Genomic DNA, 23,268 nt, shown 5'->3' on the forward strand with positions numbered 1-23,268 from the left:
TTACTTACATGTTCGTTCCACAGTCGTGGGTCACTGAAATCGCTCGCGGCCCAGAGAACACCATCAACCCGGACTGGTCCGTCACCCCGGACGAGCTGGATGAGGGCTTTGTCCGCGTTGGTTTTGAAACCGAGGGGCACGAGCCGCTGGAGAAGATCGAGGGTCCGCTGGTTTTCGGTCGTGTCGACCACATTGAGGAGCTCGAGGGCTTCAAGAAGCCAATTCGCTTCTGTCAGGTCAACGTCGGCGATGCCAATGGCACCGGCGAACTGCAGGAGATTATCTGTGGTGCCCGCAACTTCGAAGAGGGCTCGATTGTCGTCGTCGCACTGCCGGGCTGCGTGCTGCCGGGCGGTTTCGAGATTTCCGCACGGAAGACCTACGGCAAGGTTTCCAACGGCATGCTCTGCTCCGAAGCTGAGCTGGGCATGACCGATTCCTCCGCCGGTATTCTCACGCTCCCGTCGGCCCCGGCTGAGCTGGGTTCGTGCGCCAAGGAGTTCATTGGGCTCGATGATGAAAAGTTCGAGGTCAACATCACTCCGGACCGCGGTTATGCGCTGTCGGCCCGCGGTCTTGGCCGCGAGATCTGCTCCGCATTCAACCTCGACTTCGCCGATCCAGCCAAGGTCAAGGAGCTACCGGTCGATGGTGAGATCCTGAACGTCACCATCGACGAGGACACCGACACCCGCCGCTTTGGTCTGCGCCGCGTCACCGGCATCAATCCGAACGCCGAGACCCCATGGTGGATGCGCCGCCGTCTGCTGCTGGCTGGTCAGCGTCCGGTCAACGTGGCCACGGACGTCACCAACTACGTGATGCTGCTGCTCGGTCAGCCGATGCACGCCTTCGATGGCTCCAAGATCGCTGGTGGCCTGCACATCCGCAACGCTAAGGCCGGCGAGACTCTGACGACTCTCGACCACGTGGACCGCAAGCTCGACCCGGCGGACGTCGTCATCTGCGACGACAACGGTATTCAGTCACTGGCCGGCATCATGGGCGGACTTACCTCCGAGATTGCCGACGACACCACCGATGTGGTCTTCGAGGCCGCCAACTGGTCGCCGCTGCACGTCTTCCGCAGCGGTCGCCGCCACAAGCTGAGCTCCGAGGCTTCACGACGTTTCGAGCGCGGCGTGGACACCGCCCTTGTCGAGCCGGCTCTGGACTTGGCCTGCCAGCTGCTCGCTGACATCGCCGGCGGCACTATCGACACTGGTCGCACCCTGCTCGGCGAGGTTGCCACCATGCCGACTATTGACTTTGCCGTCAACCGCGCCAGCGAAGTTGCGGGCGTTGATTACCCGCGTGAAACCGTCATTGGTCGCCTGCGCGAGGTCGGTTGCGAGGTCGTTGACAACGGTGACCGCCTGGCTGTCACTCCGCCAACCTGGCGCTCGGACCTGACCATGTCCGCTGACCTGGTTGAGGAAATCCTGCGACTGGAGGGTCTGGAAGACATTCCGGTTATCCTTCCAATCGCTCCGGCCGGCCGCGGTCTGACCGAGCGTCAGCTGCGCCGCCGCTTCGTCGGTCACGCGTTGGCCCACAATGGCTACCTGGAGATTCTGCCGACACCGTTCATTGCCAACGATGTATTCGACGTCTGGGGCCTGGACGCTGATGACCCGCGTCGTAACACCGTCAAGGTCATCAACCCGTTGGAGTCCGACCACGCTCAGCTGGGCACGACTCTGCTGCCGTCCATGCTGGAGTCGCTGAAGCGCAATGTTGCTCGCGGCCAAGTCGACCTGTCGCTCTATGGTGTGGAGCAGGTATCCATCGAGCGCGGTAACGGTGTCTCGCCGATGCCGTCGACTGCTGGCTTGCCGAGCGAGGCCGAGCGCGCTGAGCTTCTGGACTCGCTGCCGGAGCAGCCGCTGCACGTCGCCACTGTCGCCTGTGGGCGTATCCGCCTGGATAGCCCGTGGGGTGACGAGGACGCGTACACCGTCGCCGATGCCATCGAAGCCGCGCGCATTGTTGCCCGCGCTGCCAACGTCGAGCTGGAGATCCGTAACGCCGAGGTGCTGCCGTGGCACCCGGGCCGCTGCGCTGAGCTGCTTGTCGACGGTCACGTCGTCGGCCACGCCGGTGAGCTGTACCCGAAGGTGTGCAAGGATGCTGGTCTGCCGGAGCGCACCTGCGCTATGGAGATCAATCTCGATGCACTGCCAGTGACGGAGCACCTGCCGGCGCCGGTACTCAGCCCGTTCCCAGCCGTCCACCAGGACGTCGCGCTTGTTGTCAGCGATGAGGTCTCTGCCGCAGAGGTGGAGAAGACTCTGGTGGAAGGCGCCGGTGAGCTCCTCGAATCCATCCGTGTCTTCGATGTTTACCGTTCCGAGCAGATGGGCGAAGGCGTTCGCTCACTGGCGTACTCCCTGCGTTTCCGCGCACCGGACCGTACGCTGAAGGAAGAGGAAGCTTCCGCAGCTCGCGAGGCGGCCATTGAGCTGGCCACTACCCGTCACGGCGCTCAGCTGCGCGGCTAAAAGGGGAAGCCCCAGGCAGAGATACCCATGATTGGCATCTTGCGTCACCGCGACAACAGGCTGAATAGCGCAGAGGCACGAGAGCAGCGTGTCGGAGTGCGCGCTGTGAGCAGTGCGAAGCCTGCGGCGACTGTGGCAGCAGCTGCTGTCACGGCAGGTCTATTGCTCACCGGCGCGCCGAGTGCGGCTGCGCTGGTCGGCGGGGAGGCTGCTGCGCCTAGTGTGGCGGCGGACTCCGTGGTGTCGGTCATGGTCCGGACCAGTCCCCATACCGGAAACTTTTGCACGGGAACTGCAATCGCCCCGCAGTGGGTAATGACCGCAGCTCACTGCGTCCGTGATGTCCAGGTACAGGTTGGGGAAGTCGAGGTCGGTTTCGGCCCGGATGCCCGGCGTGTACCGATTGATCGCTGGGAGATTGCGCCCACCGGTGACGTAGCGCTTATTCACCTAGCGGGCGATGCAGCTCTTCCGGAGTATCCCGCAATGGAACGTCGTCAAGCGTTTTCAGAGCAAGAAACGGCAGGCACGGTCTATGGGCGATCGCTGCTCGGCGATGTTGCGGATGGCTCGCTGCCGATGGCGACCGTCACCGCGTCGATGTGCCCGGTGAAGTATCAACAGTGCGTGCGGGAAGACTCAGTGTTGGCGCACATGGAGCGCCCCGCGGCGTTGCAGGTGGGCGATTCGGGCGGACCGCTCTTTATCGACGGCCAGCTGGCTGCGGTGTTCTCGGGTGCAGTGGCTTTTGATGGCAGCGTCGCCCCGGAGGAGTCGGGTTACTATCTCTACACCACGACGTCATCGGTGGCGCAGTGGGCAGATGGTGTGATGAGCCAGGAGTCAAACGGCGTAGTTGAATGGTCCGGCGTTGAATAGTCCGGCGTGCTGGTTGAACGAAGTGTATGTACCGACGACGGCGTTATATTCATAAATCACTCACGTCACATTGGTAGAATTCCAGCACTTTGACAACGAATTCTATGAATATCTTGCAACACAGTGAATAAAAGTGTTGAATGTTTGACATGAGTATTTCCGTTGCCATTGCCGGTGCGACCGGTTACGCAGGAGGAGAGATTCTCCGCATCCTGTTGTCGCACCCGGCGTATCTTTCCGGCGAACTAACCATCGGCGCACTGACGGGAGCATCCAACGCGGGTGCTCGTGTGGGCGACATTATGCCTCATGTGGCACCTTTGGCTGACCGCCGTATTGAGCCGACTAATGGTGACACACTCGCTGGACATGACGTGGTGTTCCTCGGGCTGCCCCACGGTCATTCGGCTGCGATTGCAGAGCAGTTGGGGGATGACACGGTAATTATTGACTGCGGCGCGGATTTCCGCCTGCAGGATGCCGCTGAGTGGGAGCACTACTACGGCTCGGAGCATGCCGGTACCTGGGCTTACGGTATTCCAGAGCTGCCGGGCAACAGGGAAGTAGTGGCTGCTTCGAAGCGCATTGCTGTGCCGGGTTGTTTCCCCACTGGGGGTACAATTACGGCGCTGCCGGCAGTTGCAAAGAACCTGGTTGAGCCGGACCTGTCCGTTGTTTCCATCACCGGTACCTCCGGTGCGGGCAAGAAGGCGGCTGTGCCCCTGCTCGGGTCCGAGGTTATGGGCAATCTCCGCGCCTACAACACTGCGGGCAAGCACCGCCACACCGCAGAGTTCCTGCAGAACCTCAAGCCGTACGCAGAGGATCTCACCGTCAGCTTCACGCCCGTACTCGCCCCGACGTCGCGCGGCATTCTCACCACTATTACCGCCCCGCTTGTCGACGGGGTTACGGAGGCAGCCGCACGGGAAGCCTACCTCGAGTTCTACAAGGATGAGCCGTTTGTGCAGGTGTTGGCCGAAGGGCTGCTGCCGCAGACACAGTCGGTAATTGGCTCTAACTTGGTTCAGATTCAGGTCGAGGTAGATGAACGAGCCAAGCGCCTGGTGCTGACCTCGGCGATTGACAATCTGACAAAGGGCACCGGTGGTGCCGCAGTTCAGTGCATGAATTTGGTTACTGGACAGAATGAAACTGCAGGACTTCCACTGGTAGGAGTTGCCCCATGATGAAGGAAGAAAAAGAAGGTCTCGTCAACGTCGCTGGTGACGAAGGCGGCGTATGTGCACCTCAGGGGTTCGCGGCCAGCGGTGTCATTGCAGGCATCAAGGTCAGCGGAAACCCGGACATGGCGCTCATCGTAAACCAGGGGCCGGAGAAGACCGCGGCGGCTGTCTTTACCACCAACCGTGTCCAGGCTGCGCCGGTGACGGTATCCAAGAAGCACATCGCTGACGGCAAGCTGTCGGCAGTGGTGCTGAACTCCGGCAATGCCAACGCCTGCAATGGTCAGCCGGGTATTGCCGACGCCCTCGAAGTCTGCCAAAAGGTCGCAGATGGGCTCGGCGTCGACGTTACCGAGATTGGCGCCTGTTCCACCGGCTTGATTGGTGACCGGTTGCCGATGGACATTGTGCTGGCAGGTGTGCCGAAGCTGATTGAGAAACTGGGCGGCGATACCGCCGCAGGTACGGCTGCAGCAGAGGCCATCTTGACCACTGACTTGGTGGCAAAGCAGGCCGTTGCGCATGGTGACGGATTCACTGTCGGTGCTATGGGCAAGGGCGTTGGCATGATTAGCCCGTCGATGGCCACGATGCTCGGTGTGATTACGACGGATGCGTCGGTAAGCGCAGAAATGGCGCACGAGGCTATTGCCAAGGCGAGCGAGGTTACGTTTAACCGCCTAGATATTGATGGCTCCACCTCCACCAATGACACCGTCATCATTTTGGCCAACGGTGCCTCTGGCGTGAAGCCCTCGCAGGAGGAGCTCGATCAGGCAGTGCTCAGCGTGTGTGATTCCATCGCACGCCAGATGCAGTCGGACGCCGAAGGCGTGACCAAACGTGTGTCCGTGACCGTGCGTGGCACCGGTGGCGCTGAAGATGCCCTGGTAGCTGCTCGCATTATCGGCCGCGACAACCTCTTCAAGTGTGCGATGTTCGGTTCGGACCCGAACTGGGGTCGTGTGTTGGCGGCTGTCGGTACCGCGCCGGTGGATATGGATCCCGAGCACATCACGGTTTCCTTCAATGGTCACGTAGTCTGTCGCGATACCGGTGGCACGCCTGATGCTCGTGAAGTGGATCTCTCCGGCAAGGACATCGCCGTTGAGGTTGACCTCGGTACTGGTAATCCGGAAGAGGCCACGATTCGTACGACGGACCTTTCCCACGATTACGTTCACATCAACTCGGCATATTCGTCGTAACGGTTTTGAGGAGACTCTGCAATGGTTCACCAGTTGACCGAAGGGCTGTCCTTCGAACAGCGGGCACATGTGCTGGCGGAAGCCCTGCCGTGGCTGCAGCACCACCGTGACAAGATTGTGGTGGTCAAGTACGGCGGTAACGCGATGACCGACCTGAAACTGAAGAAGGCCTTCGCGCAGGACATGGTTTTCCTGCGCACCGTGGGGGTGAAGCCGGTGGTTGTCCATGGCGGTGGCCCCCAGATTTCGTCGATGCTCAAGCGCCTGGGGCTGGAGGGAGAGTTCCGAGGCGGTTTCCGTGTCACGACTCCGGAGGTCATGGAAATTGTCCGCATGGTTCTCTTCGGGCAGGTCGGCCGCGAACTAGTGAACCTCATTAACGCCTACGGGCCGTATGCGGTAGGTACCTCTGGTGAGGACGGTGGCCTGTTCACCGGTACTCGACGCACGGTAAACGTCGGTGGCAAGGAGACAGATATCGGGCTGGTTGGCAATATCACCGAGGTGCACTCGGAAACGCTATTGGACCTGATTGATGCCGGCCGTATTCCGGTGGTCTCCACGATTGCGCCGTCCGCTGACGGCAAAGAGGTCTACAACATCAACGCCGACACGGCAGCAGGTGCACTGGCATCGGCAATTAACGCGAACCGTCTGGTGATTCTGACTAATGTCGAGGGTCTCTACACGGATTGGCCGAACCGCGATTCGCTGGTGTCCAAGATTTCCACTTCGCACCTGCGAGAAATCCTTCCGACGCTGGACTCGGGCATGATTCCGAAGATGGAGTCCTGCCTGAATGCAGTGGATCAGGGAGTGCCAGCGGCTCACGTTATCGATGGCCGCCAGCCACACTCGGTGCTGCTGGAGCTGATGACTTCCGGCGGTATCGGCACAATGGTAGAGCCCGGATAAGGCAGAAAAGACGGACAAGAATTTACCTACACACACGTTAGGCAGGTCGAAAGACGACATGAGCGACTTCAAGCAGCAGTGGCAACACACGATGATGAACAATTACGGCACGCCGCGCATTGAGCTTGTGCAGGGTAAGGGCGCTATTGTCACGGATTCCGAGGGCAAGGAATACCTGGACCTGCTCGCCGGTATTGCAGTCAACGCGTTGGGTCACGCGCATCCGGCGATCGTGGAAGCCGTGTCCAAGCAGATTTCCACGATGGGGCACGTGTCCAACATCTTCGCCTCTGAGCCACCACTGGCACTGGGCGAGAAGCTCATTGAGCTCACTGGTTGGGACACTGATGACACCCGGGTTATGTTCTGCAATTCCGGTACCGAGGCCAATGAGGCTGCATTCAAGCTGGCGCGTTTGACGGGGCGCAACCGTATTATCGCGACCCATCACGGGTTCCACGGCCGCACCATGGGAGCACTTGCCATGACCGGTCAGCCGGACAAGCGCACGCCGTTTGAGCCGATGCCGGGTGGAGTCGAGTTCGTGCCCTACGGTGACATCGATTTCCTCACCAAGACCATCGAATCCGATCCGTTGGGTGTCGCAGCGGTGATTCTGGAACCAATTCAGGGTGAGACCGGTGTGGTCGCACCGCCAGAGGGATACCTCGCCGAGGTCCGCGAACTGACCAAGCGCTTCGACGTCCTCATGATCGTCGACGAAGTGCAGACCGGCATTGGCCGTACCGGACAGTGGTTTGCCCACCAGCATGACGGCATCGTCCCGGATGTCATGACCCTGGCCAAGGGCCTCGGCGGCGGCCTGCCGCTGGGTGCTGTCATCGCCAACGGTCGCGCAGCGGAACTGTTCACTCCCGGTGCACACGGCACCACTTTTGGTGGCAACCCGGTCTGTGCCGCTGCCGGCCTGGCCGTCATCGAGACGCTGGAAGAAGAAAAGCTGCTCGATCGAGTCACCGAGAAGGGCAAAGTCCTGGCTCGCAAGCTTGCGTCGTTAAACCATGTTGATCACGTGCGCGGTCGCGGCTTCATGCTTGGGCTGGTGCTGTGCGAGAACCTGGCGAAGGAAGCAGTTAACGTCGGTTATGAGCGCGGTGTCATTCTGAACGCGCCGCAGGCGAATGTGCTGCGAATTGTGCCGCCGCTGAACCTCAGTGATGAGGAAATCAACCGCGCCGTCGAGTTGATTGATGCCTGCCTGAACGACGCCGCCGAGGCTGTCGCCAACAATGGAAGGAATTAGGAACTGATGCTCCGTCATTTTCTCGCCGATGATGACCTGACTCCACAGGAGCAGGCTGAGGTGCTGCAGTTGGCTGCAGAGCTGAAGGCAGCGCCGTACTCCCGCCGGCCGTTTGAGGGGCCGCAGTCGGTTGCGGTGCTGTTCGACAAGACCTCGACTCGTACTCGTTTCTCCTTCGATGCCGGTATTGCGGCTCTGGGTGGCAACGCAATTGTGGTTGAAACCGGAAACTCGCAGATGGGCAAGGGCGAGACCTACCAGGACACTGCTGCTGTGCTCAGCCGTTTTGTCTCGGCAATCGTCTGGCGTACCTACGCACAGTCAGGGCTGGAGGCCATGTCTGAAACCGCGACGGTGCCGATTGTCAACGCACTTTCCGACGAGTTCCACCCGTGCCAGATTCTCGCTGACCTGCAGACCATCATCGAGCACAAGTGCCCGGAAGAAGGCCAGGCGGGACTGCGCGGCAAGAAGGCTGTCTACTTCGGCGATGGTGCCAACAACATGGCCAACTCCTACCTAGTAGGCTTCGCCACCGCAGGGCTGGACGTCACCATCTGTGCGCCGGAGAACTTCCAGCCGGAGCAGGTCTACGTCGACCGCGCCAAGAAGGTCGCGGAGCAGACCGGTGCGGCCGTGGCCGTGACCGCAGACGTCGATGAGGCCATTGCCGGTGCCGACGTTGTCATCACCGATACCTGGGTCAGCATGGGGCAGGAGAACGACGGCCTGGATCGTCGCACTCCGTTTCTGCCGTACCAGGTCAACGCTGAGCTGATGGCGAAGGCAAATGAGGATGCCATCTTCCTGCACTGCCTGCCGGCATACCGCGGCAACGAAGTTACTGCCGAGGTCATCGATGGCCCGCAGTCGGTAGTCTTTGACGAGGCGGAAAACCGCATGCACGCTCAGAAGGCGTTGCTGACCTGGCTGGTGGAGAGGCAGTAAGGTCATGACCGCAGCACAACCAGGTTCTCGCACAGCTCGGCAGACGCGCATCGCTGACCTGTTGGCGCAGCATCACGTGTCCAGTCAGGTTCAGCTCGTCGAGCTGCTTGCCGACGAAGGCATTGAGATTGCGCAGGCGACGTTGTCTAGAGACCTCGATGAGCTGGGCGCCCGAAAGATTCGCGATGGAGTCAACGGTTCGCGTTATTCCATCGTCGAAGATGCACTCGCTGTCTCCAGCGGGGCGGTGGCCAGGATGCGGCGCGTTTTAGACGAGCTGCTGGTCTCCATTGATCATTCGGGCACCATCGCGGTTGTGCGTACACCACCGGGAGCCGCACAGTATCTAGCCAGTGTGATTGACCGTGCGGGACTCAAAGAAATCGTTGGCACAATTGCGGGAGATGACACCGTAATGTGCCTGGCTAGAGAACCACTTTCCGGCGCTGACCTAGCCCAGCGTCTAGCCGCCGGAACGAACCAGTAAACTATTTCACGAAATGCTTTAAAGCACCGATTAAAGGAGCGCTTACCCTATGACCAACCGGGTTATTCTTGCTTACTCTGGTGGCCTCGATACCACCGTTGCTATTCCGTACCTCAAGGAAATGACCGACGGCGAGGTCGTCGCAGTTTCTATCGATGTCGGACAGGGCGGCGAGGACATGGAGTCCGTGCGTCAGCGCGCTCTGGACGCCGGCGCTGTCGAAGCTGTCGTTGTCGACGCTAAGGACGAGTTCGCCGAGGAGTACTGCCTGCCGACCATTAAGGCAAATGGTCTCTACATGAAGCAGTACCCGCTGGTTTCTGCACTGTCTCGCCCGCTGATTGTTAAGCACATGGCGAAGGCGGCAGAGGAGTTCGGTGGCACCCACGTTGCTCACGGTTGCACCGGTAAGGGCAATGACCAGGTCCGTTTCGAGGTCGGTTTCGCCAACACCGCACCGGATCTGAAGATCATCGCTCCGGCTCGTGACTTCGCGTGGACCCGCGATAAGGCCATCGCCTTCGCTGAGGAAAAGGGTCTGCCGATTGAGCAGTCCAAGTCGTCGCCGTTCTCCATTGACCAGAACCTGTTCGGTCGCGCCATTGAGACCGGCTACCTGGAGGACCTGTGGAACGCACCGACCAAGGATGTCTACGCGTACACCGAGGATCCGACCCTGAACTTCAACTCTCCGGATGAGGTCATCATCTCCTTCGAGGATGGTAAGCCGACTGCCATCGACGGCAAGAAGGTTTCCGTGCTCGAGGCCATCGAAGAGATGAACCGCCGCGCTGGTGCTCAGGGCATCGGTCGTCTGGACATGGTTGAAGACCGACTGGTCGGCATTAAGTCCCGCGAGATCTACGAGGCTCCGGGCGCAATTGCCATCATGGCCGCACACGCAGCGCTCGAGGACGTCACCGTTGAGCGTGAGCTGGCTCGTTACAAGCGCCAGGTCGAAGGCGAGTGGGCCAACCTGGTCTACGACGGCCTGTGGTTCTCGCCGCTGAAGCGCGCGCTGGATGCCTTCATCGAGGAGTCCCAGAAGGGCGTTTCCGGTGATATCCGCATGGTCATGCACGCTGGTCACTGCAACGTCAACGGTCGCCGTTCGAACACCTCGCTGTACGACTTCAACCTGGCTACCTACGACGAGGGCGACACCTTCGACCAGACCCTGGCTCGCGGTTTTGTCGAGCTGCACGGCCTGTCCTCGAAGATGGCCGCAAAGCGCGACTTCAACCTGTAAAGATTCTCCAGAGCGACTAGAGCGAAAGGCCTATTGGAAAAGACAATGGTCGAAAAGCACGGTACCAACGAAGGCTCCCTGTGGGGCGGCCGCTTTGCGGGTGGCCCGTCCGAGGCGATGGCTGCATTGAGCAAGTCCACCCATTTCGACTGGGTGCTCGCGCCTTACGACGTTCTTGCGTCCAAGGCCCACGCCCGAGTGCTGCATGCTCGCGGGCTGCTCAGCGATGCCGACTTTGACACCATGATTGCAGGCCTTGATCAGCTCGGCCGCGACGTTGCCTCCGGCGAGTTTGGTCCAGAGGCGACGGATGAGGACGTCCACGGGGCCATGGAGCGCGGTCTGATTGACCGCGTCGGCCCGGAGGTCGGCGGTCGCCTGCGCGCTGGACGTTCCCGCAATGACCAGGTGGCAACCTTGTTCCGCATGTGGCTGCGCGATGCCGTGCGCGGTATCGCACTGGATGTCACGGACCTGGTCGGCGCCCTGGTTGCTCAGTCCAAGGCACATCCGGATGCCATCATGCCGGGCAAGACTCACTCTCAGGCGGCTCAGCCGGTGCTGCTGGCGCACCAGTTGCTGGCACATGCGCATCCGCTGCTGCGTGATCTCGACCGTATCCGCGATCTCGACCGTCGTTTGGCTGTATCCCCGTACGGCTCTGGTGCGCTGGCAGGATCCTCGCTGCATTTGGATCCGGAGGCCATCGCTGAGGAGCTCGGCTTCGACTCTGCCACGGACAACTCCATTGACGGCACCTCTTCGCGTGATTTCGCCTCTGAGGCGGCATTCGTCTTCGCCCAGATTGCCGTGGATATGTCGCGTCTGGCAGAGGAAATCATCTACTGGGCCACCCCTGAGTACGGCTACGTCACTCTGGCTGATGCCTGGTCGACTGGTTCCTCCATCATGCCGCAGAAGAAGAACCCGGACGTGGCAGAGCTGACTCGCGGTAAGACCGGTCGTCTGATTGGTAATCTTGCAGGGCTCATGGCCACGCTGAAGGCTCAGCCGCTGGCTTACAACCGTGACCTCCAGGAGGACAAGGAGCCTCTGGTGGACTCGGTCGAGCAGCTGACCCTGCTGCTGCCGGCATTGACCGGTCTGGTGGCAACGCTGACCTTCCACGAGGATCGTCTGCGCGAGCTCGCTCCGGCAGGCTACACCCTGGCCACTGACCTGGCTGAATGGCTGGTCCGCGAAGGCGTACCTTTCCGTGACGCTCACGAGGCATCCGGCCAGTGCGTCCGCATCGCAGAGTCCAAGGGCGGTATCGGTCTGGACGAGCTTTCCGACGAGGACCTCGCCGGTGTCCACCCGGCACTGACTCCGAAGGTCCGCGAAGTGCTTACTATCGACGGCGCTGTCGCTTCCCGCGACACCCGTGGTGGTACCGCGGGAGTGCGTGTTGCAGAGCAGCTCGCTCGTGTCGACGAGAAGAACACTGAGCTAAAGCAGTGGGCTGAAAAGCCGGTTCGCAGTTAAGTGTTCGGACAGCCATCGTGACACCCTGGCAATTCAGTTCGGTAAGGTAGTGGACTATGAGCCTTGATCCGAAACTCCTTGATATCCTCGCTTGCCCGCGTGACAAGGGGCCGCTTGAATACCTCGAAGACGAGCAGGTGCTGGTCAACCCCCGTCTGAAAATCGCCTACCGCATCGACGACGGCATTCCGGTCATGCTTTCTGACGAAGCTATCACCTGGGACAAATAATTGCCTTTCCCGCTTCCCGACGGCTACAGCGTCCTCGACCGCACTATGCTGTCGGGAGCTCCTATCGAGGCTGCGCGGACGCTGCTCGGGTGCGTAATTGTCATCCCCGCTGAGGATGTCACCGCCACCATCACCGAGGTCGAGGCCTACGGCGGTCCAGCTGACCAGCGCTATCCCGACCCGGCAGCGCACTGCTTTATGGGGCCGACCGAACGCAATCGCGCCATGTTTGGCCCGGCGGGGCATTGGTATATCTACCGCTCCTATGGCATCCACTTTTGTGCCAACATCACTAGCGCTACGGACGGCACGGGCGGGGGAGTATTAGTCCGTTCCGTTCGCATTGAGCAGGGTATGGATGCGGTGCGACGTCGCCGTGGTGAAAAGCCTGCGGTTGCGGGTCTCGGACGTGGTCCGGGCAATGTTGGTCAGGCGCTTGGCCTTGACCTAAGCGACTATGGGGCAGATGCGCTGGATCCGTCGTCACGCGTGTTTGTGGCGCAGCCGGAGACCGCCGATTTAGTTAGCGACATCCACGCAGGCCCGCGCGTGGGCGTTCGCCGAGCTGCGAATAGGCCGTGGCGGCTGTGGCTGCCGGACGATTCAGTCTCAGCCTATCGGCGCCACAAGAAGGCGGTTGAGGAGTTCTAGGTCACCCTCGCGGTGAACGTCGGCAAGCGAAACGTTACGATGGAGGACGTGACTGAACAGAACATTATCGACGAACTACAGTGGCGTGGCCTGATTAATCAGTCCACCGATGTTGACGCGCTGCGCGAGGCGTGCGAAAACCCGATTACTCTGTATTGCGGTTTTGACCCAACGGGCGATTCGCTGCACGCGGGCCACCTGGTTCCGATGATTATGTTGCGTCGTTTCCAGCTGGCCGGTCACCACCCAATTGCACTGGCAGGCGGTGCTACGGGCTTCATCGGCGATCCGCGTGATGTCGGTGAGCGTTCGATGCTCAGCCAGGACGCCATTGAGCACAACCTGGAGGCCATCAAGGGCCAGCTGCGTCGTTTTATTGACTTTGAGGGCGAGGCCCCGGCGACGATGGTCAATAATGCGGACTGGACTATGAATATGTCCGTCATTGACTTCCTTCGCGATGTGGGCAAGAACTTCTCCCTCAACACCATGCTCGACCGCGACACCGTCAAGCGCCGCCTCGAGTCCGACGGCATCTCTTACACCGAGTTTTCCTACATGCTGCTGCAGTCCAACGACTATGTGCAGCTGCGCCGCAACTACGATTGTGTGCTGCAGATTGGCGGCGGCGATCAGTGGGGCAACATCGTCTCTGGTGTCGATTTGAACAGGCGTATCGACGGCGCTAAGGTGCACGGCCTGACCGTGCCGCTGGTGACTGATGCGCAGGGGCAGAAGTTCGGTAAGTCCACCGGTGGCGGCAAGTTGTGGCTGGATGCTGAGAAGACCTCGCCGTACTCCTGGTACCAGTACTTCCTCAACGCTGGTGACTCGGTTGTTATTGACTACCTGCGTTGGTTCACCTTCCTGACTCAGGAGGAAATTGCGGAGTACGAGGTCGCTGTTGCGGAGCGTCCGTTCAAGCGTGAAGCGCAGCGCCGCCTTGCTCAGGAGATGACCAATCTGGTTCACGGCGAAGAGGCCACCAAGGCAGTGGAGCTAGCAGCGCAGGCGCTGTTTGGACGCGCTGAGCTGACTGAGCTGGACGAGGCCACTCTGGTAGGTGCTGTCTCTGAGACCGAGGTTGCGGAGATTGCCGAGGGTGAACCGCGAACGGTCGTTGACCTCCTGGTTGCTGCGGGTCTTGCTAAGTCGAAGGGCGAAGCACGCCGCACCATTAAGGAAGGTGGCGCCTACGCCAATAACCAGCGCATCGAGGACGAAGCGTGGGAACCAGCTGCCGAGGATCTGCTGCATGGCAAGTGGATTGTGCTGCGCCGCGGTAAGAAGAACTTCGCTGGTGTGAAGTTCGTGTAGGTGCTGGTTGGTCTCCGTGTAGGTGCGTTGTTGGCCTCTAGATCAATCGGCGTTTATGCGGCTTGATTCTTTTTAGGTAGCTGGGCTAAGGCTCCGGGCAAGCTAGGAGAATGATGATTTCAGAATCATTGACTCCTGGTCAGTCCGGAGCTTTGGTTGTTTTAGGGGAGCGTAGAAACCGGAGCCAAGGTGGTAGTGATGAGCGAAAGCTATCGGCTTTCGTTAAGGGGAGGGGGCTTCCGGTCCTTGGTGAATCGCTCTACTGCACAGGCAAAACGCTAGTACGCATCAATCTACCTGGGGTTTTGTGTCTTTAGGTGGGGTGTGTGTAATGTATTCGGAGGTCAGCGCGGCCAGGCAGTTTATGTGTTTGGTTGGCTGATGTGGGGGAAATGTTTTCGTGCGGTTAGCCGCTGGGAGTCGTTGGTTTGACTTTCTGGTTAATTGTTTGTTAATGTTTTCTCTCGCTGCTCGCGGGGTGGCTGCTGCTTGGTTGTGGTGGTTGTTTTGTGGGTGTGTGTTGTGTGAGAACTCAATAGTGTGCCGATGTACTAACTAATACTTTTTTGGGAAAGTGCTTGTTTGGTTGTCGTTTGCGTGTGTGTTGCTGGTGGGTGCCGGGGCCTTTGTTTGTTTTGGGTCCTTTTGTGCTTGCGGGTGATGGATTGCGTGGCGGCGCCTTGTTTGGGTGCTTTTCGCGTGGTTTTTTCATTTGTGGGAAAGATCATGGTTTTGTTCCTTTTTCTTTTGGCCTCGTCGGTTCGGGAGAGGGAACGTTTTTTGGATAACGGCCAGGCCGCGCACTGTTGTGGTGTGTGGTGGTTGTTTGTTTTGTTTTTGTCAGGTTTTTGGGCCTTTCATTGTTTTGTGATTCTTCTGATTTGAAGGGTTTTTGATGGAGGGTTTGATCCTGGCTCAGGACGAACGCTGGCGGCGTGCTTAACACATGCAAGTCGAACGGTAAGGCTCCAGCTTGCTGGGGTACACGAGTGGCGAACGGGTGAGTAACACGTGGGTGACCTGCCCTGCACTTCGGGATAAGCCTGGGAAACTGGGTCTAATACCGGATAGGACCATGGTGTGGATGCTGTGGTGGAAAGTTTTTTCGGTGTGGGATGGGCCCGCGGCCTATCAGCTTGTTGGTGGGGTAATGGCCTACCAAGGCGGCGACGGGTAGCCGGCCTGAGAGGGTGGACGGCCACATTGGGACTGAGACACGGCCCAGACTCCTACGGGAGGCAGCAGTGGGGAATATTGCACAATGGGCGGAAGCCTGATGCAGCGACGCCGCGTGGGGGATGACGGCCTTCGGGTTGTAAACTCCTTTCACCATCGACGAAGGGTTTCTGACGGTAGATGGAGAAGAAGCACCGGCTAACTACGTGCCAGCAGCCGCGGTAATACGTAGGGTGCGAGCGTTGTCCGGAATTACTGGGCGTAAAGAGCTCGTAGGTGGTTTGTCGCGTCGTCTGTGAAATTCCGGGGCTTAACTCCGGGCGTGCAGGCGATACGGGCATAACTTGAGTACTGTAGGGGAGACTGGAATTCCTGGTGTAGCGGTGAAATGCGCAGATATCAGGAGGAACACCGGTGGCGAAGGCGGGTCTCTGGGCAGTAACTGACGCTGAGGAGCGAAAGCATGGGGAGCGAACAGGATTAGATACCCTGGTAGTCCATGCCGTAAACGGTGGGCGCTAGGTGTGGGTTTCCTTCCACGGGATCCGTGCCGTAGCTAACGCATTAAGCGCCCCGCCTGGGGAGTACGGCCGCAAGGCTAAAACTCAAAGGAATTGACGGGGGCCCGCACAAGCGGCGGAGCATGTGGATTAATTCGATGCAACGCGAAGAACCTTACCTGGGCTTGACATATACAGGATCGCGCCAGAGATGGTGTTTCCCTTGTGGCTTGTATACAGGTGGTGCATGGTTGTCGTCAGCTCGTGTCGTGAGATGTTGGGTTAAGTCCCGCAACGAGCGCAACCCTTGTCTTATGTTGCCAGCACGTTGTGGTGGGGACTCGTAAGAAACTGCCGGGGTTAACTCGGAGGAAGGTGGGGATGACGTCAAATCATCATGCCCCTTATGTCCAGGGCTTCACACATGCTACAATGGTCGGTACAGTGGGTTGCCAGTCCGTGAGGGCGAGCTAATCCCGTAAAGCCGGTCTCAGTTCGGATCGGGGTCTGCAACTCGACCCCGTGAAGTCGGAGTCGCTAGTAATCGCAGATCAGCAACGCTGCGGTGAATACGTTCCCGGGCCTTGTACACACCGCCCGTCACGTCATGAAAGTCGGTAACACCCGAAGCCAGTGGCCTAAACTCGTTAGGGAGCTGTCGAAGGTGGGATTGGCGATTGGGACGAAGTCGTAACAAGGTAGCCGTACCGGAAGGTGCGGCTGGATCACCTCCTTTCTAAGGAGATTATTTTTTCTTTGTGTCATGTGTCATCGTGTTGGTGGCGTGTGGCTTTTTTGTTTTTTGGGTGGAACACCTGCTGGTCAGGCTGCTGAAGTGATGGTGGTCTGCGCGTGTGTAAGTGATGATTAAACGTTTAAGGTGCTTTCCTTTTTTGTGTTGGTTGGTTGTTGGTGCGCTGTTGGGTGTCTGGGATGACACACGTGTTGTTGTTCCTGTTGTACAGGTTGCTGCGTGCTGCAGGCGGGCTGCTGTGTGGTGGTTTGTTCTGTGGTGTGTGGGTGTTGTGTGAGAACTGGATAGTGGACGCGAGCATCTTGTTTTTCTGTAAGTTCGATTTTGTCAAGCAGTTTTTCTGTTTGTGATTGTTCTTGAGTATTTGTGTGTTGTGTTGTAAGGGCGCATGGTGGATGCCTTGGCATAGTAGGCCGATGAAGGACGTGAGAGGCTGCGATAGGCCTCGGGGAGCTGCCAACTAAGCGTTGATCCGAGGGTGTCCGAATGGGGAAACCTGGCCGTCGTTGTGGGCGGTCGCCGTTAGATGAATTCATAGTCTAATTGGTGGTTACGCGGGGAAGTGAAACATCTCAGTACCCGTAGGAGTAGAAAACAATTGTGATTCCGTTAGTAGTGGCGAACGAACGTGGATGAGGCTAAACCGCGTGCGTGTGATACCTGGCAGGGTTTGCGTGCGTGGGGTTGTGGGGATGCATTGTTGCAGGGTCTGCTAGTCCTGCGTTGCGTGTGTGTGGGTGTAGCGGAAGTGGATTGGAATGTCCTGCCGTAGACGGTGAGAGTCCGGTACGTGAAACACTCGCATCTGCAATTGGTGTGTTGCCCGAGTAGCAGCGGGCTCGTGGAATCTGCTGTGAATCTGCCGGGACCACCCGGTAAGCCTAAATACCTGCTTATGACCGATAGCGGATTAGTACCGTGAGGGAATGGTGAAAAGTACCCCGGGAGGGGAGTGAAATAGTACCTGAAACCATGTGCTTACAATCCGTCAGAGCCTCCGTGTGGGGTGATGGCGTGCCTTTTGAAGAATGAGCCTGCGAGTCAGCGGCATGTCGCGAGGTTAACCCGTTTGGTGGGGTAGTCGTAGCGAAAGCGAATACTAACTAGTGTGTTTTTAGTGGCATGTCCTGGACCCGAAGCGGGGTGATCTACCCATGGCCAGTGTGAAGCAGAGGTAAGACTCTGTGGAGGCGCGAACCCACTTAGGTTGAAAACTGAGGGGATGAGTTGTGGGTAGGGGTGAAAGGCCAATCAAACTCCGTGATAGCTGGTTCTCCCCGAAATGCATTTAGGTGCAGCGTCGTGTGTTTCCTCCTGGAGGTAGAGCTACTGGTTGGTTTAGCGGGACTATCATCTTAGCGACATCAGCCAAACTCCGAATGCCAGGTCAGGTGAGAGCACGGCAGTGAGACTGCGGGGGATAAGCTTCGTAGTCGAGAGGGAAACAGCCCAGATCGCCGGCTAAGGCCCCTAAGGGTGTGCTAAGTGGAAAAGGATGTGGGATCGCGAAGACAACCAGGAGGTTGGCTTAGAAGCAGCCATCCTTGAAAGAGTGCGTAATAGCTCACTGGTCGAGTGGTTCTGCGCCGACAATGTAGTGGGGCTCAAGTACACCGCCGAAGCCGCGGCAATCATCTTTTGTGGTGGTTGGGTAGGGGAGCGTCGCGTGACTGCTGTGAAGCGCTGGGGTAACCCTAGTGTGGAGTGTGCGCGAGTGAGAATGCAGGCATGAGTAGCGAATGAGGAGTGGAAAACTCCTCCGCCGAATGACTAAGGGTTCCTGGGCCAGGTTAATCCTCCCAGGGTGAGTCGGGGCCTAAGGCGAGGCCGACAGGCGTAGTCGATGGATAACGGGTTGATATTCCCGTACCCGTGTGTCCGCGCCCATGGTGAATCAGGGATACTAACCCACCTGAACATGCGCCGTTTACTAGCCTTTTGGGTTGGTTGGTGTGTGTGATGCTGGGGACCTGAACTGGTAGTAGCCAAGTGATGGGGTGACGCAGGAAGGTAGCCGTGCCACGTGATGGATATCGTGGTGTAAGCGTGTGGCCCGTGTTCTAGGTAAATCCGGAGCACAGTGGGTGAGGCGTGATGCGTACCCGTATTTGGGGAAGTTGGTGATCCTATGCTGCCGAGAAAAGCCTCTAGCGATGTGGATATACGGCCCGTACCCGAAACCGACACAGGTAGTCAGGTAGAGAATACTAAGGCGATCGGGAGAACTGTGGTTAAGGAACTCGGCAAAATGCCCCCGTAACTTCGGGAGAAGGGGGGCCATGACTGGTGACCGACGTGGTTGAGCTGGTTGTGGCCGCAGAGAATAGAGGGAAGCGACTGTTTACTAAAAACACAGGTCCGTGCGAAGACGTTTAAGTCGATGTATACGGACTGACGCCTGCCCGGTGCTGGAAGGTTAAGAGGACCTGTTAGATCATTTGTGGTCGAAGCGGAGAATTTAAGCCCCAGTAAACGGCGGTGGTAACTATAACCATCCTAAGGTAGCGAAATTCCTTGTCGGGTAAGTTCCGACCTGCACGAATGGCGTAACGACTTCCCTGCTGTCTCAACCACAGACCCGGCGAAATTGCAGTACGAGTAAAGATGCTCGTTACGCGCGGCAGGACGAAAAGACCCCGGGACCTTCACTATAGCTTGGTATTGGTGTTCGGTTCGGTTTGTGTAGGATAGGTGGGAGACTGTGATGCCTCAACGCCAGTTGGGGTGGAGTCGTTGTTGAAATACCACTCTGATCGTATTGGACATCTCAACCTCGGCCCGTGATCCGGGTTAGGGACAGTGCCTGGTGGGTAGTTTAACTGGGGCGGTTGCCTCCCAAAGAGTAACGGAGGCGCCCAAAGGTTCCCTCAGCCTGGTTGGCAATCAGGTGTTGAGTGTAAGTGCACAAGGGAGCTTGACTGTGAGACTGACAGGTCGAGCAGGTAGGAAACTAGGGACTAGTGATCCGGCACCGGCTTGTGGAAGCGGTGTCGCTCAACGGATAAAAGGTACCCCGGGGATAACAGGCTGATCTTCCCCAAGAGTCCATATCGACGGGATGGTTTGGCACCTCGATGTCGGCTCGTCGCATCCTGGGGCTGGAGTAGGTCCCAAGGGTTGGGCTGTTCGCCCATTAAAGCGGCACGCGAGCTGGGTTTAGAACGTCGTGAGACAGTTCGGTCTCTATCCGCCGCGCGCGTAGAAACTTGAGGAAGGCTGTCCCTAGTACGAGAGGACCGGGATGGACGTACCTCTGGTGTGCCAGTTGTCCCGCCTGGGGCATGGCTGGTTGGCTACGTACGGAAGGGATAACCGCTGAAAGCATCTAAGCGGGAAGCCTGTTCCAAGATTAGGTTTCTTTTGAGGTCCCCTATAGATGATGGGGTTGATAGGCCGGATCTGGAAGCATCGTAAGGTGTGGAGGTGACCGGTACTAATAGACCAAACATTCAACACACAAGAGAGTGTGAAAAATTAGGGTTTTTGCTCGCGTCTACTGTTCAGTGTCTGGCATGACACCACCCACCCGAAGTTTTGTGGTGGGGTTGGTTGTTGCCTGGTTTTTGTCGGTGGTGTTAGCGGTGGGGTCACGCCCGGTCCCATTCCGAACCCGGAAGCTAAGTCCACCAGCGCCGATGGTACTGCACTCGGGAGGGTGTGGGAGAGTAGGTCGCCGCCGGCATGAATATTTTTTGTTTGTGGGTCGTGGTTGCTCCCCTTTGTTGTTGTGGGGTGGTGGCTGCGGCCCGCTTTTGTTTTACCCACAAGTAAACAACATTAAACAAGGGTTGGTCCGGTCGGCGGCGGAAGCCGTACTTGCCGGTCTCTCAGGAACTAAAGGGTAAGGGGTATCCGGGCGAATGGGCACAAGCGTGTCCGCTCAGCGAATCGCCTGGTTGGCGCCTTTCGCTGCTTATCCCAATGCGAGTTACTGACTGCCTTTGTGGCTGTCAGGGGCGGGTCGATGCGGGGCTAGTGAGTGCGTTTATGGCGGCGGCTGAAGGCTAATCGAAGTTACTGACTGCGTTTATGACAGAAATGGGGCGAAAAATGGCTTGAAAGTGTCATAAAGTTGCACAGTTTCAGATTTGCAGCCCGTATCCACGCATGCTGCCCGCGTTCACAAGTATGGCCTCCAATCGCGTGCACAATCCGTCCATCACAATTACAGCCCCAGTTCACACGCAAAACCCACAAACGCATTCGCAACTACGTCCAACTCGGTCCAAACATGCTTCGACAGCGCACAGGTTACCTTCGATAGCGCGCCAGTTATCCCCGTTATCGATCGCTGCAAACAGGCCAGTACCTGTATAAATTAGCCAATACTAAACGATTGGAAGAACCCTGCCCTAAATATTGCGCAAATTCATAACGTATTTATTTGTTAAATAGGGAACCCTAAGCTAATGTTTGCCAGGTAATGATTACCTAAGTTAGTGATTGGGTAACCGCGTCCACCGGACGCATGTTTAACAATCCTACTGTGACCGAAGGGATGCCTTTAAGTGGCGCGTTCTAACTCCGGCCGTATTCGCAATATCGTAGTCGCATCTGTTTCGAGCCTGGGGCTTGTACTTGGTGCATGTTCTACTGATGCCGGTAACGAGGATAAGTCTGCAGCTGCAGGCAACAAATCCACCGTTACCGTTACTGACAATCACGGTGAGCAGACCGTACCGGCCGAAATTGACTCTGTTGTGGCAACGGATAACCGCTCCTTCGAGATGCTCGATCAGTGGGGTATTAAGCTGGCTGCAGCTCCGAAGCCGATTATCCCGTTTACGGTTTCCGACTACAAGGACAATCCTGACGTTCAGGACATCGGTAATCACCGCGAGCCGAACCTCGAGATCGTTGCAGCTGCGGACCCGGACTTGATCGTCAACGGTCAGCGTTTTGACAAGTACTACGACGACCTGAAGAAGCTCGCTCCGAACTCCGCCATCGTGGACTTCGAGCCGCGCGAGGGCAAGTCGCTGGATGAGGAGCTCAAGCGTCACGCCGAGGGGCTTGGCACCATCTTCGGTAAGGAGAAGGAAGCCGATCAACTCATCGCGGACTTCGACAAAGCTCTGGAGCGCGCTCGCAAGGCCTACAACCCGGACGTGAAGGTTATGGCGCTGAACTCGTCGGGAGGCACGCTCGGCTACATTGCTCCGACTGTTGGTCGCACCTTCGGCCCGCTGTTTGATCTGATTGGCATGAAGCCGGCACTGGAGGTCGACAAGGCCAGCGATGATCACCAGGGTGATGAGATTTCCGCCGAGTCCATCGCTAAGGCGAACCCGGATTTCATCATGGTTCTCGACCGCGATGCTGGCACCTCGGTGCGCGGTACCGATGAGTACCGTTCGGCGCAGTCTGTGGTCGAGGAAGCTGCTCCGCTGAAGAACGTGAAGGCCGTCAAGGAGGGCAAGATCTACTACGCCCCAGAGGACACTTACACCAACGAGTCCATCATCACGTACACGGAGATTTTGAACGAGCTTGCCGACGCCTTCGAGCAGGCCTAATAGTTCTCTGGCCAGTCACAGGAGTACCTCACCAACTCTATGCAGAAGTTACTGGAACCCCGATTAGCCATTGGGATTGCCGTTGTGGCAGTCCTGGTGGCTATGTCGCTGTTTGTAGGCCAATACGACATCCTGGGCGCCGACGACGGCTGGCAGATGTTCGCTACCACGCGTATTCCGCGCACCATTGCGCTAGTGCTCTCGGGTGCCGCGATGGCGATGTGCGGCCTGGTCATGCAGCTGCTTACACACAACAAGTTCGTCGAACCCACCACGACGGGAACCACGGAATGGGCTGGGCTTGGCCTGATCTTCGTGATGTATTTCTTCCCCTCAGCGTCGTTGCTCGGCCGGATGAGCGGCGCGATTATCTTCGCTTTCATCGGCACGGCAGTGTTCTTCCTGTTCTTGCGCCGAGTGACGTTGAAGTCGAGCCTGGTCGTACCCATCGTGGGTATCATGCTGGGCGCGGTAGTCAGTTCGATTTCGACTTTCTTTGCGTTGCAGACAGACATGCTGCAGTCGCTGGGCGTGTGGTTTGCAGGCTCCTTCACTGATATTTATAAAGGGCAGTACGAATTCCTGTGGCTGGTCGTCATTGTGGTCGCAATCGTCTTCGTATTCAGCGATCGGCTGACGGTAGCAGGCCTTGGTGAGGATATCGCGACCAACGTTGGACTGAACTACAAGCGAATCGTGTTCCTGGGTACGGGACTAATCGCGATTGCAACAGGCCTGGTCACAGTCGTGGTGGGCAATTTACCCTTCCTGGGCCTCGTCGTCCCGAACATCGTCTCCATGTTTCGTGGTGATGACCTGCGTTCCAATTTGCCATGGGTGTGCCTGGTGGGCATTGCCATCGTGACGATCGCGGACATAATTGGCCGCGTCATTATCGCCCCCTTCGAGATTCCGGTATCGGTGATTCTCGGCATCCTGGGTGCTGCCATTTTCGTCTATCTGATTGTGGAGCGGCGTCGTGCTTAATCTCAGTTCAACTC

15 protein-coding genes and 3 rRNA genes are annotated in these 23,268 nt (G+C 58.2%); all 18 read left to right on the forward strand.

Annotation, left to right across the window (positions count from 1 at the left end):
- The first annotated feature begins 8 nt into the window (after positions 1-8).
- The 18 genes from pheT (at position 9) to I6J19_RS07490 (ending at position 23,254) form a co-directional block, all read left to right on the forward strand.
- Complete coding sequence (gene pheT / locus I6J19_RS07405; protein WP_187402460.1) at positions 9-2,501, forward strand: phenylalanine--tRNA ligase subunit beta; 2,493 nt, start codon at positions 9-11, stop codon at positions 2,499-2,501.
- 27 nt (positions 2,502-2,528) lie between these two features.
- Entirely contained in the window at positions 2,529-3,380 is an 852-nt protein-coding gene (locus I6J19_RS07410) for a trypsin-like serine protease (RefSeq protein WP_038625632.1), read from the forward strand.
- 149 nt (positions 3,381-3,529) lie between these two features.
- Entirely contained in the window at positions 3,530-4,570 is a 1,041-nt protein-coding gene (argC, locus tag I6J19_RS07415) for an N-acetyl-gamma-glutamyl-phosphate reductase (RefSeq protein WP_187402459.1), read from the forward strand.
- Positions 4,567-5,775, forward strand: coding sequence for a bifunctional glutamate N-acetyltransferase/amino-acid acetyltransferase ArgJ (gene argJ / locus I6J19_RS07420; RefSeq protein ID WP_038625628.1), 1,209 nt, complete (start codon positions 4,567-4,569; stop codon positions 5,773-5,775). Before argC ends, argJ begins: the two co-directional genes overlap by 4 nt.
- 21 nt (positions 5,776-5,796) lie before the next feature.
- A complete protein-coding gene (gene argB, locus I6J19_RS07425; RefSeq protein ID WP_005511727.1) occupies positions 5,797-6,690 on the forward strand; it encodes an acetylglutamate kinase in 894 nt (297 codons plus the stop codon).
- A 58-nt stretch (positions 6,691-6,748) separates the two neighbouring features.
- The gene (locus I6J19_RS07430) at positions 6,749-7,954 is read left to right on the forward strand and encodes an acetylornithine transaminase (RefSeq protein ID WP_038625626.1); all 1,206 of its coding nucleotides are present in this window, start codon (positions 6,749-6,751) and stop codon (positions 7,952-7,954) included.
- Between the two features lie 6 nt (positions 7,955-7,960).
- Positions 7,961-8,902: an ornithine carbamoyltransferase gene (gene argF / locus I6J19_RS07435; protein ID WP_038625624.1), complete on the forward strand. Its 942-nt coding sequence runs from the start codon at positions 7,961-7,963 to the stop codon at positions 8,900-8,902.
- A gap of 4 nt (positions 8,903-8,906) precedes the next feature.
- Positions 8,907-9,389 (forward strand): arginine repressor, encoded by a 483-nt coding sequence (locus I6J19_RS07440; protein WP_038625622.1) that lies wholly within the window; start codon positions 8,907-8,909, stop codon positions 9,387-9,389.
- Positions 9,390-9,438: 49 nt separating this feature from the next.
- Entirely contained in the window at positions 9,439-10,638 is a 1,200-nt protein-coding gene (locus I6J19_RS07445; RefSeq protein WP_038625621.1) for an argininosuccinate synthase, read from the forward strand.
- Positions 10,639-10,683: 45 nt separating this feature from the next.
- Positions 10,684-12,123 (forward strand): argininosuccinate lyase, encoded by a 1,440-nt coding sequence (argH, locus tag I6J19_RS07450; protein WP_038625620.1) that lies wholly within the window; start codon positions 10,684-10,686, stop codon positions 12,121-12,123.
- A gap of 56 nt (positions 12,124-12,179) precedes the next feature.
- Complete coding sequence (locus I6J19_RS07455; protein WP_038625618.1) at positions 12,180-12,353, forward strand: Trm112 family protein; 174 nt, start codon at positions 12,180-12,182, stop codon at positions 12,351-12,353.
- A 45-nt stretch (positions 12,354-12,398) separates the two neighbouring features.
- A complete protein-coding gene (locus tag I6J19_RS07460; protein WP_052155611.1) occupies positions 12,399-13,004 on the forward strand; it encodes a DNA-3-methyladenine glycosylase in 606 nt (201 codons plus the stop codon).
- Between the two features lie 39 nt (positions 13,005-13,043).
- Complete coding sequence (gene tyrS, locus I6J19_RS07465) at positions 13,044-14,321, forward strand: tyrosine--tRNA ligase (protein ID WP_038629019.1); 1,278 nt, start codon at positions 13,044-13,046, stop codon at positions 14,319-14,321.
- An 892-nt stretch (positions 14,322-15,213) separates the two neighbouring features.
- A 16S ribosomal RNA gene (locus I6J19_RS07470) occupies positions 15,214-16,733 on the forward strand.
- A 386-nt stretch (positions 16,734-17,119) separates the two neighbouring features.
- A 23S ribosomal RNA gene (locus tag I6J19_RS07475) occupies positions 17,120-20,209 on the forward strand.
- Between the two features lie 107 nt (positions 20,210-20,316).
- Positions 20,317-20,433: ribosomal RNA gene (rrf, locus tag I6J19_RS07480) — 5S ribosomal RNA — on the forward strand.
- The 16S, 23S and 5S rRNA genes sit together here, the layout of an rRNA operon.
- 826 nt (positions 20,434-21,259) lie before the next feature.
- Positions 21,260-22,267 carry a siderophore ABC transporter substrate-binding protein gene (locus I6J19_RS07485; RefSeq protein WP_038625614.1) on the forward strand — a complete coding sequence of 336 codons (1,008 nt, stop codon included), beginning with the start codon at positions 21,260-21,262 and terminating at the stop codon, positions 22,265-22,267.
- A 39-nt stretch (positions 22,268-22,306) separates the two neighbouring features.
- Entirely contained in the window at positions 22,307-23,254 is a 948-nt protein-coding gene (locus I6J19_RS07490; protein ID WP_038625612.1) for an ABC transporter permease, read from the forward strand.
- Positions 23,255-23,268: the final 14 nt, after the last annotated feature.

Origin of the sequence: Corynebacterium amycolatum, from assembly GCF_016889425.1 — a bacterium.
Lineage (GTDB): Bacteria > Actinomycetota > Actinomycetes > Mycobacteriales > Mycobacteriaceae > Corynebacterium > Corynebacterium amycolatum.

What these genes read in the sequence shown, in the direction of transcription:
- I6J19_RS07445 (WP_038625621.1), top strand. Translation starts at nt 9,439, where the DNA reads ATGACCAACCGGGTTATTCTTGCTTACTCTGGTGGCCTCGATACCACC.
- tyrS (WP_038629019.1), top strand. Translation starts at nt 13,044, where the DNA reads ATGGAGGACGTGACTGAACAGAACATTATCGACGAACTACAGTGGCGT.
- I6J19_RS07410 (WP_038625632.1), top strand. Translation starts at nt 2,529, where the DNA reads ATGATTGGCATCTTGCGTCACCGCGACAACAGGCTGAATAGCGCAGAG.
- argF (WP_038625624.1), top strand. Translation starts at nt 7,961, where the DNA reads ATGCTCCGTCATTTTCTCGCCGATGATGACCTGACTCCACAGGAGCAG.
- argH (WP_038625620.1), top strand. Translation starts at nt 10,684, where the DNA reads ATGGTCGAAAAGCACGGTACCAACGAAGGCTCCCTGTGGGGCGGCCGC.
- I6J19_RS07430 (WP_038625626.1), top strand. Translation starts at nt 6,749, where the DNA reads ATGAGCGACTTCAAGCAGCAGTGGCAACACACGATGATGAACAATTAC.
- I6J19_RS07460 (WP_052155611.1), top strand. Translation starts at nt 12,399, where the DNA reads ATGCTGTCGGGAGCTCCTATCGAGGCTGCGCGGACGCTGCTCGGGTGC.
- argC (WP_187402459.1), top strand. Translation starts at nt 3,530, where the DNA reads ATGAGTATTTCCGTTGCCATTGCCGGTGCGACCGGTTACGCAGGAGGA.
- pheT (WP_187402460.1), top strand. Translation starts at nt 9, where the DNA reads ATGTTCGTTCCACAGTCGTGGGTCACTGAAATCGCTCGCGGCCCAGAG.
- argJ (WP_038625628.1), top strand. Translation starts at nt 4,567, where the DNA reads ATGATGAAGGAAGAAAAAGAAGGTCTCGTCAACGTCGCTGGTGACGAA.
- I6J19_RS07490 (WP_038625612.1), top strand. Translation starts at nt 22,307, where the DNA reads ATGCAGAAGTTACTGGAACCCCGATTAGCCATTGGGATTGCCGTTGTG.
- I6J19_RS07455 (WP_038625618.1), top strand. Translation starts at nt 12,180, where the DNA reads ATGAGCCTTGATCCGAAACTCCTTGATATCCTCGCTTGCCCGCGTGAC.
- I6J19_RS07440 (WP_038625622.1), top strand. Translation starts at nt 8,907, where the DNA reads ATGACCGCAGCACAACCAGGTTCTCGCACAGCTCGGCAGACGCGCATC.
- argB (WP_005511727.1), top strand. Translation starts at nt 5,797, where the DNA reads ATGGTTCACCAGTTGACCGAAGGGCTGTCCTTCGAACAGCGGGCACAT.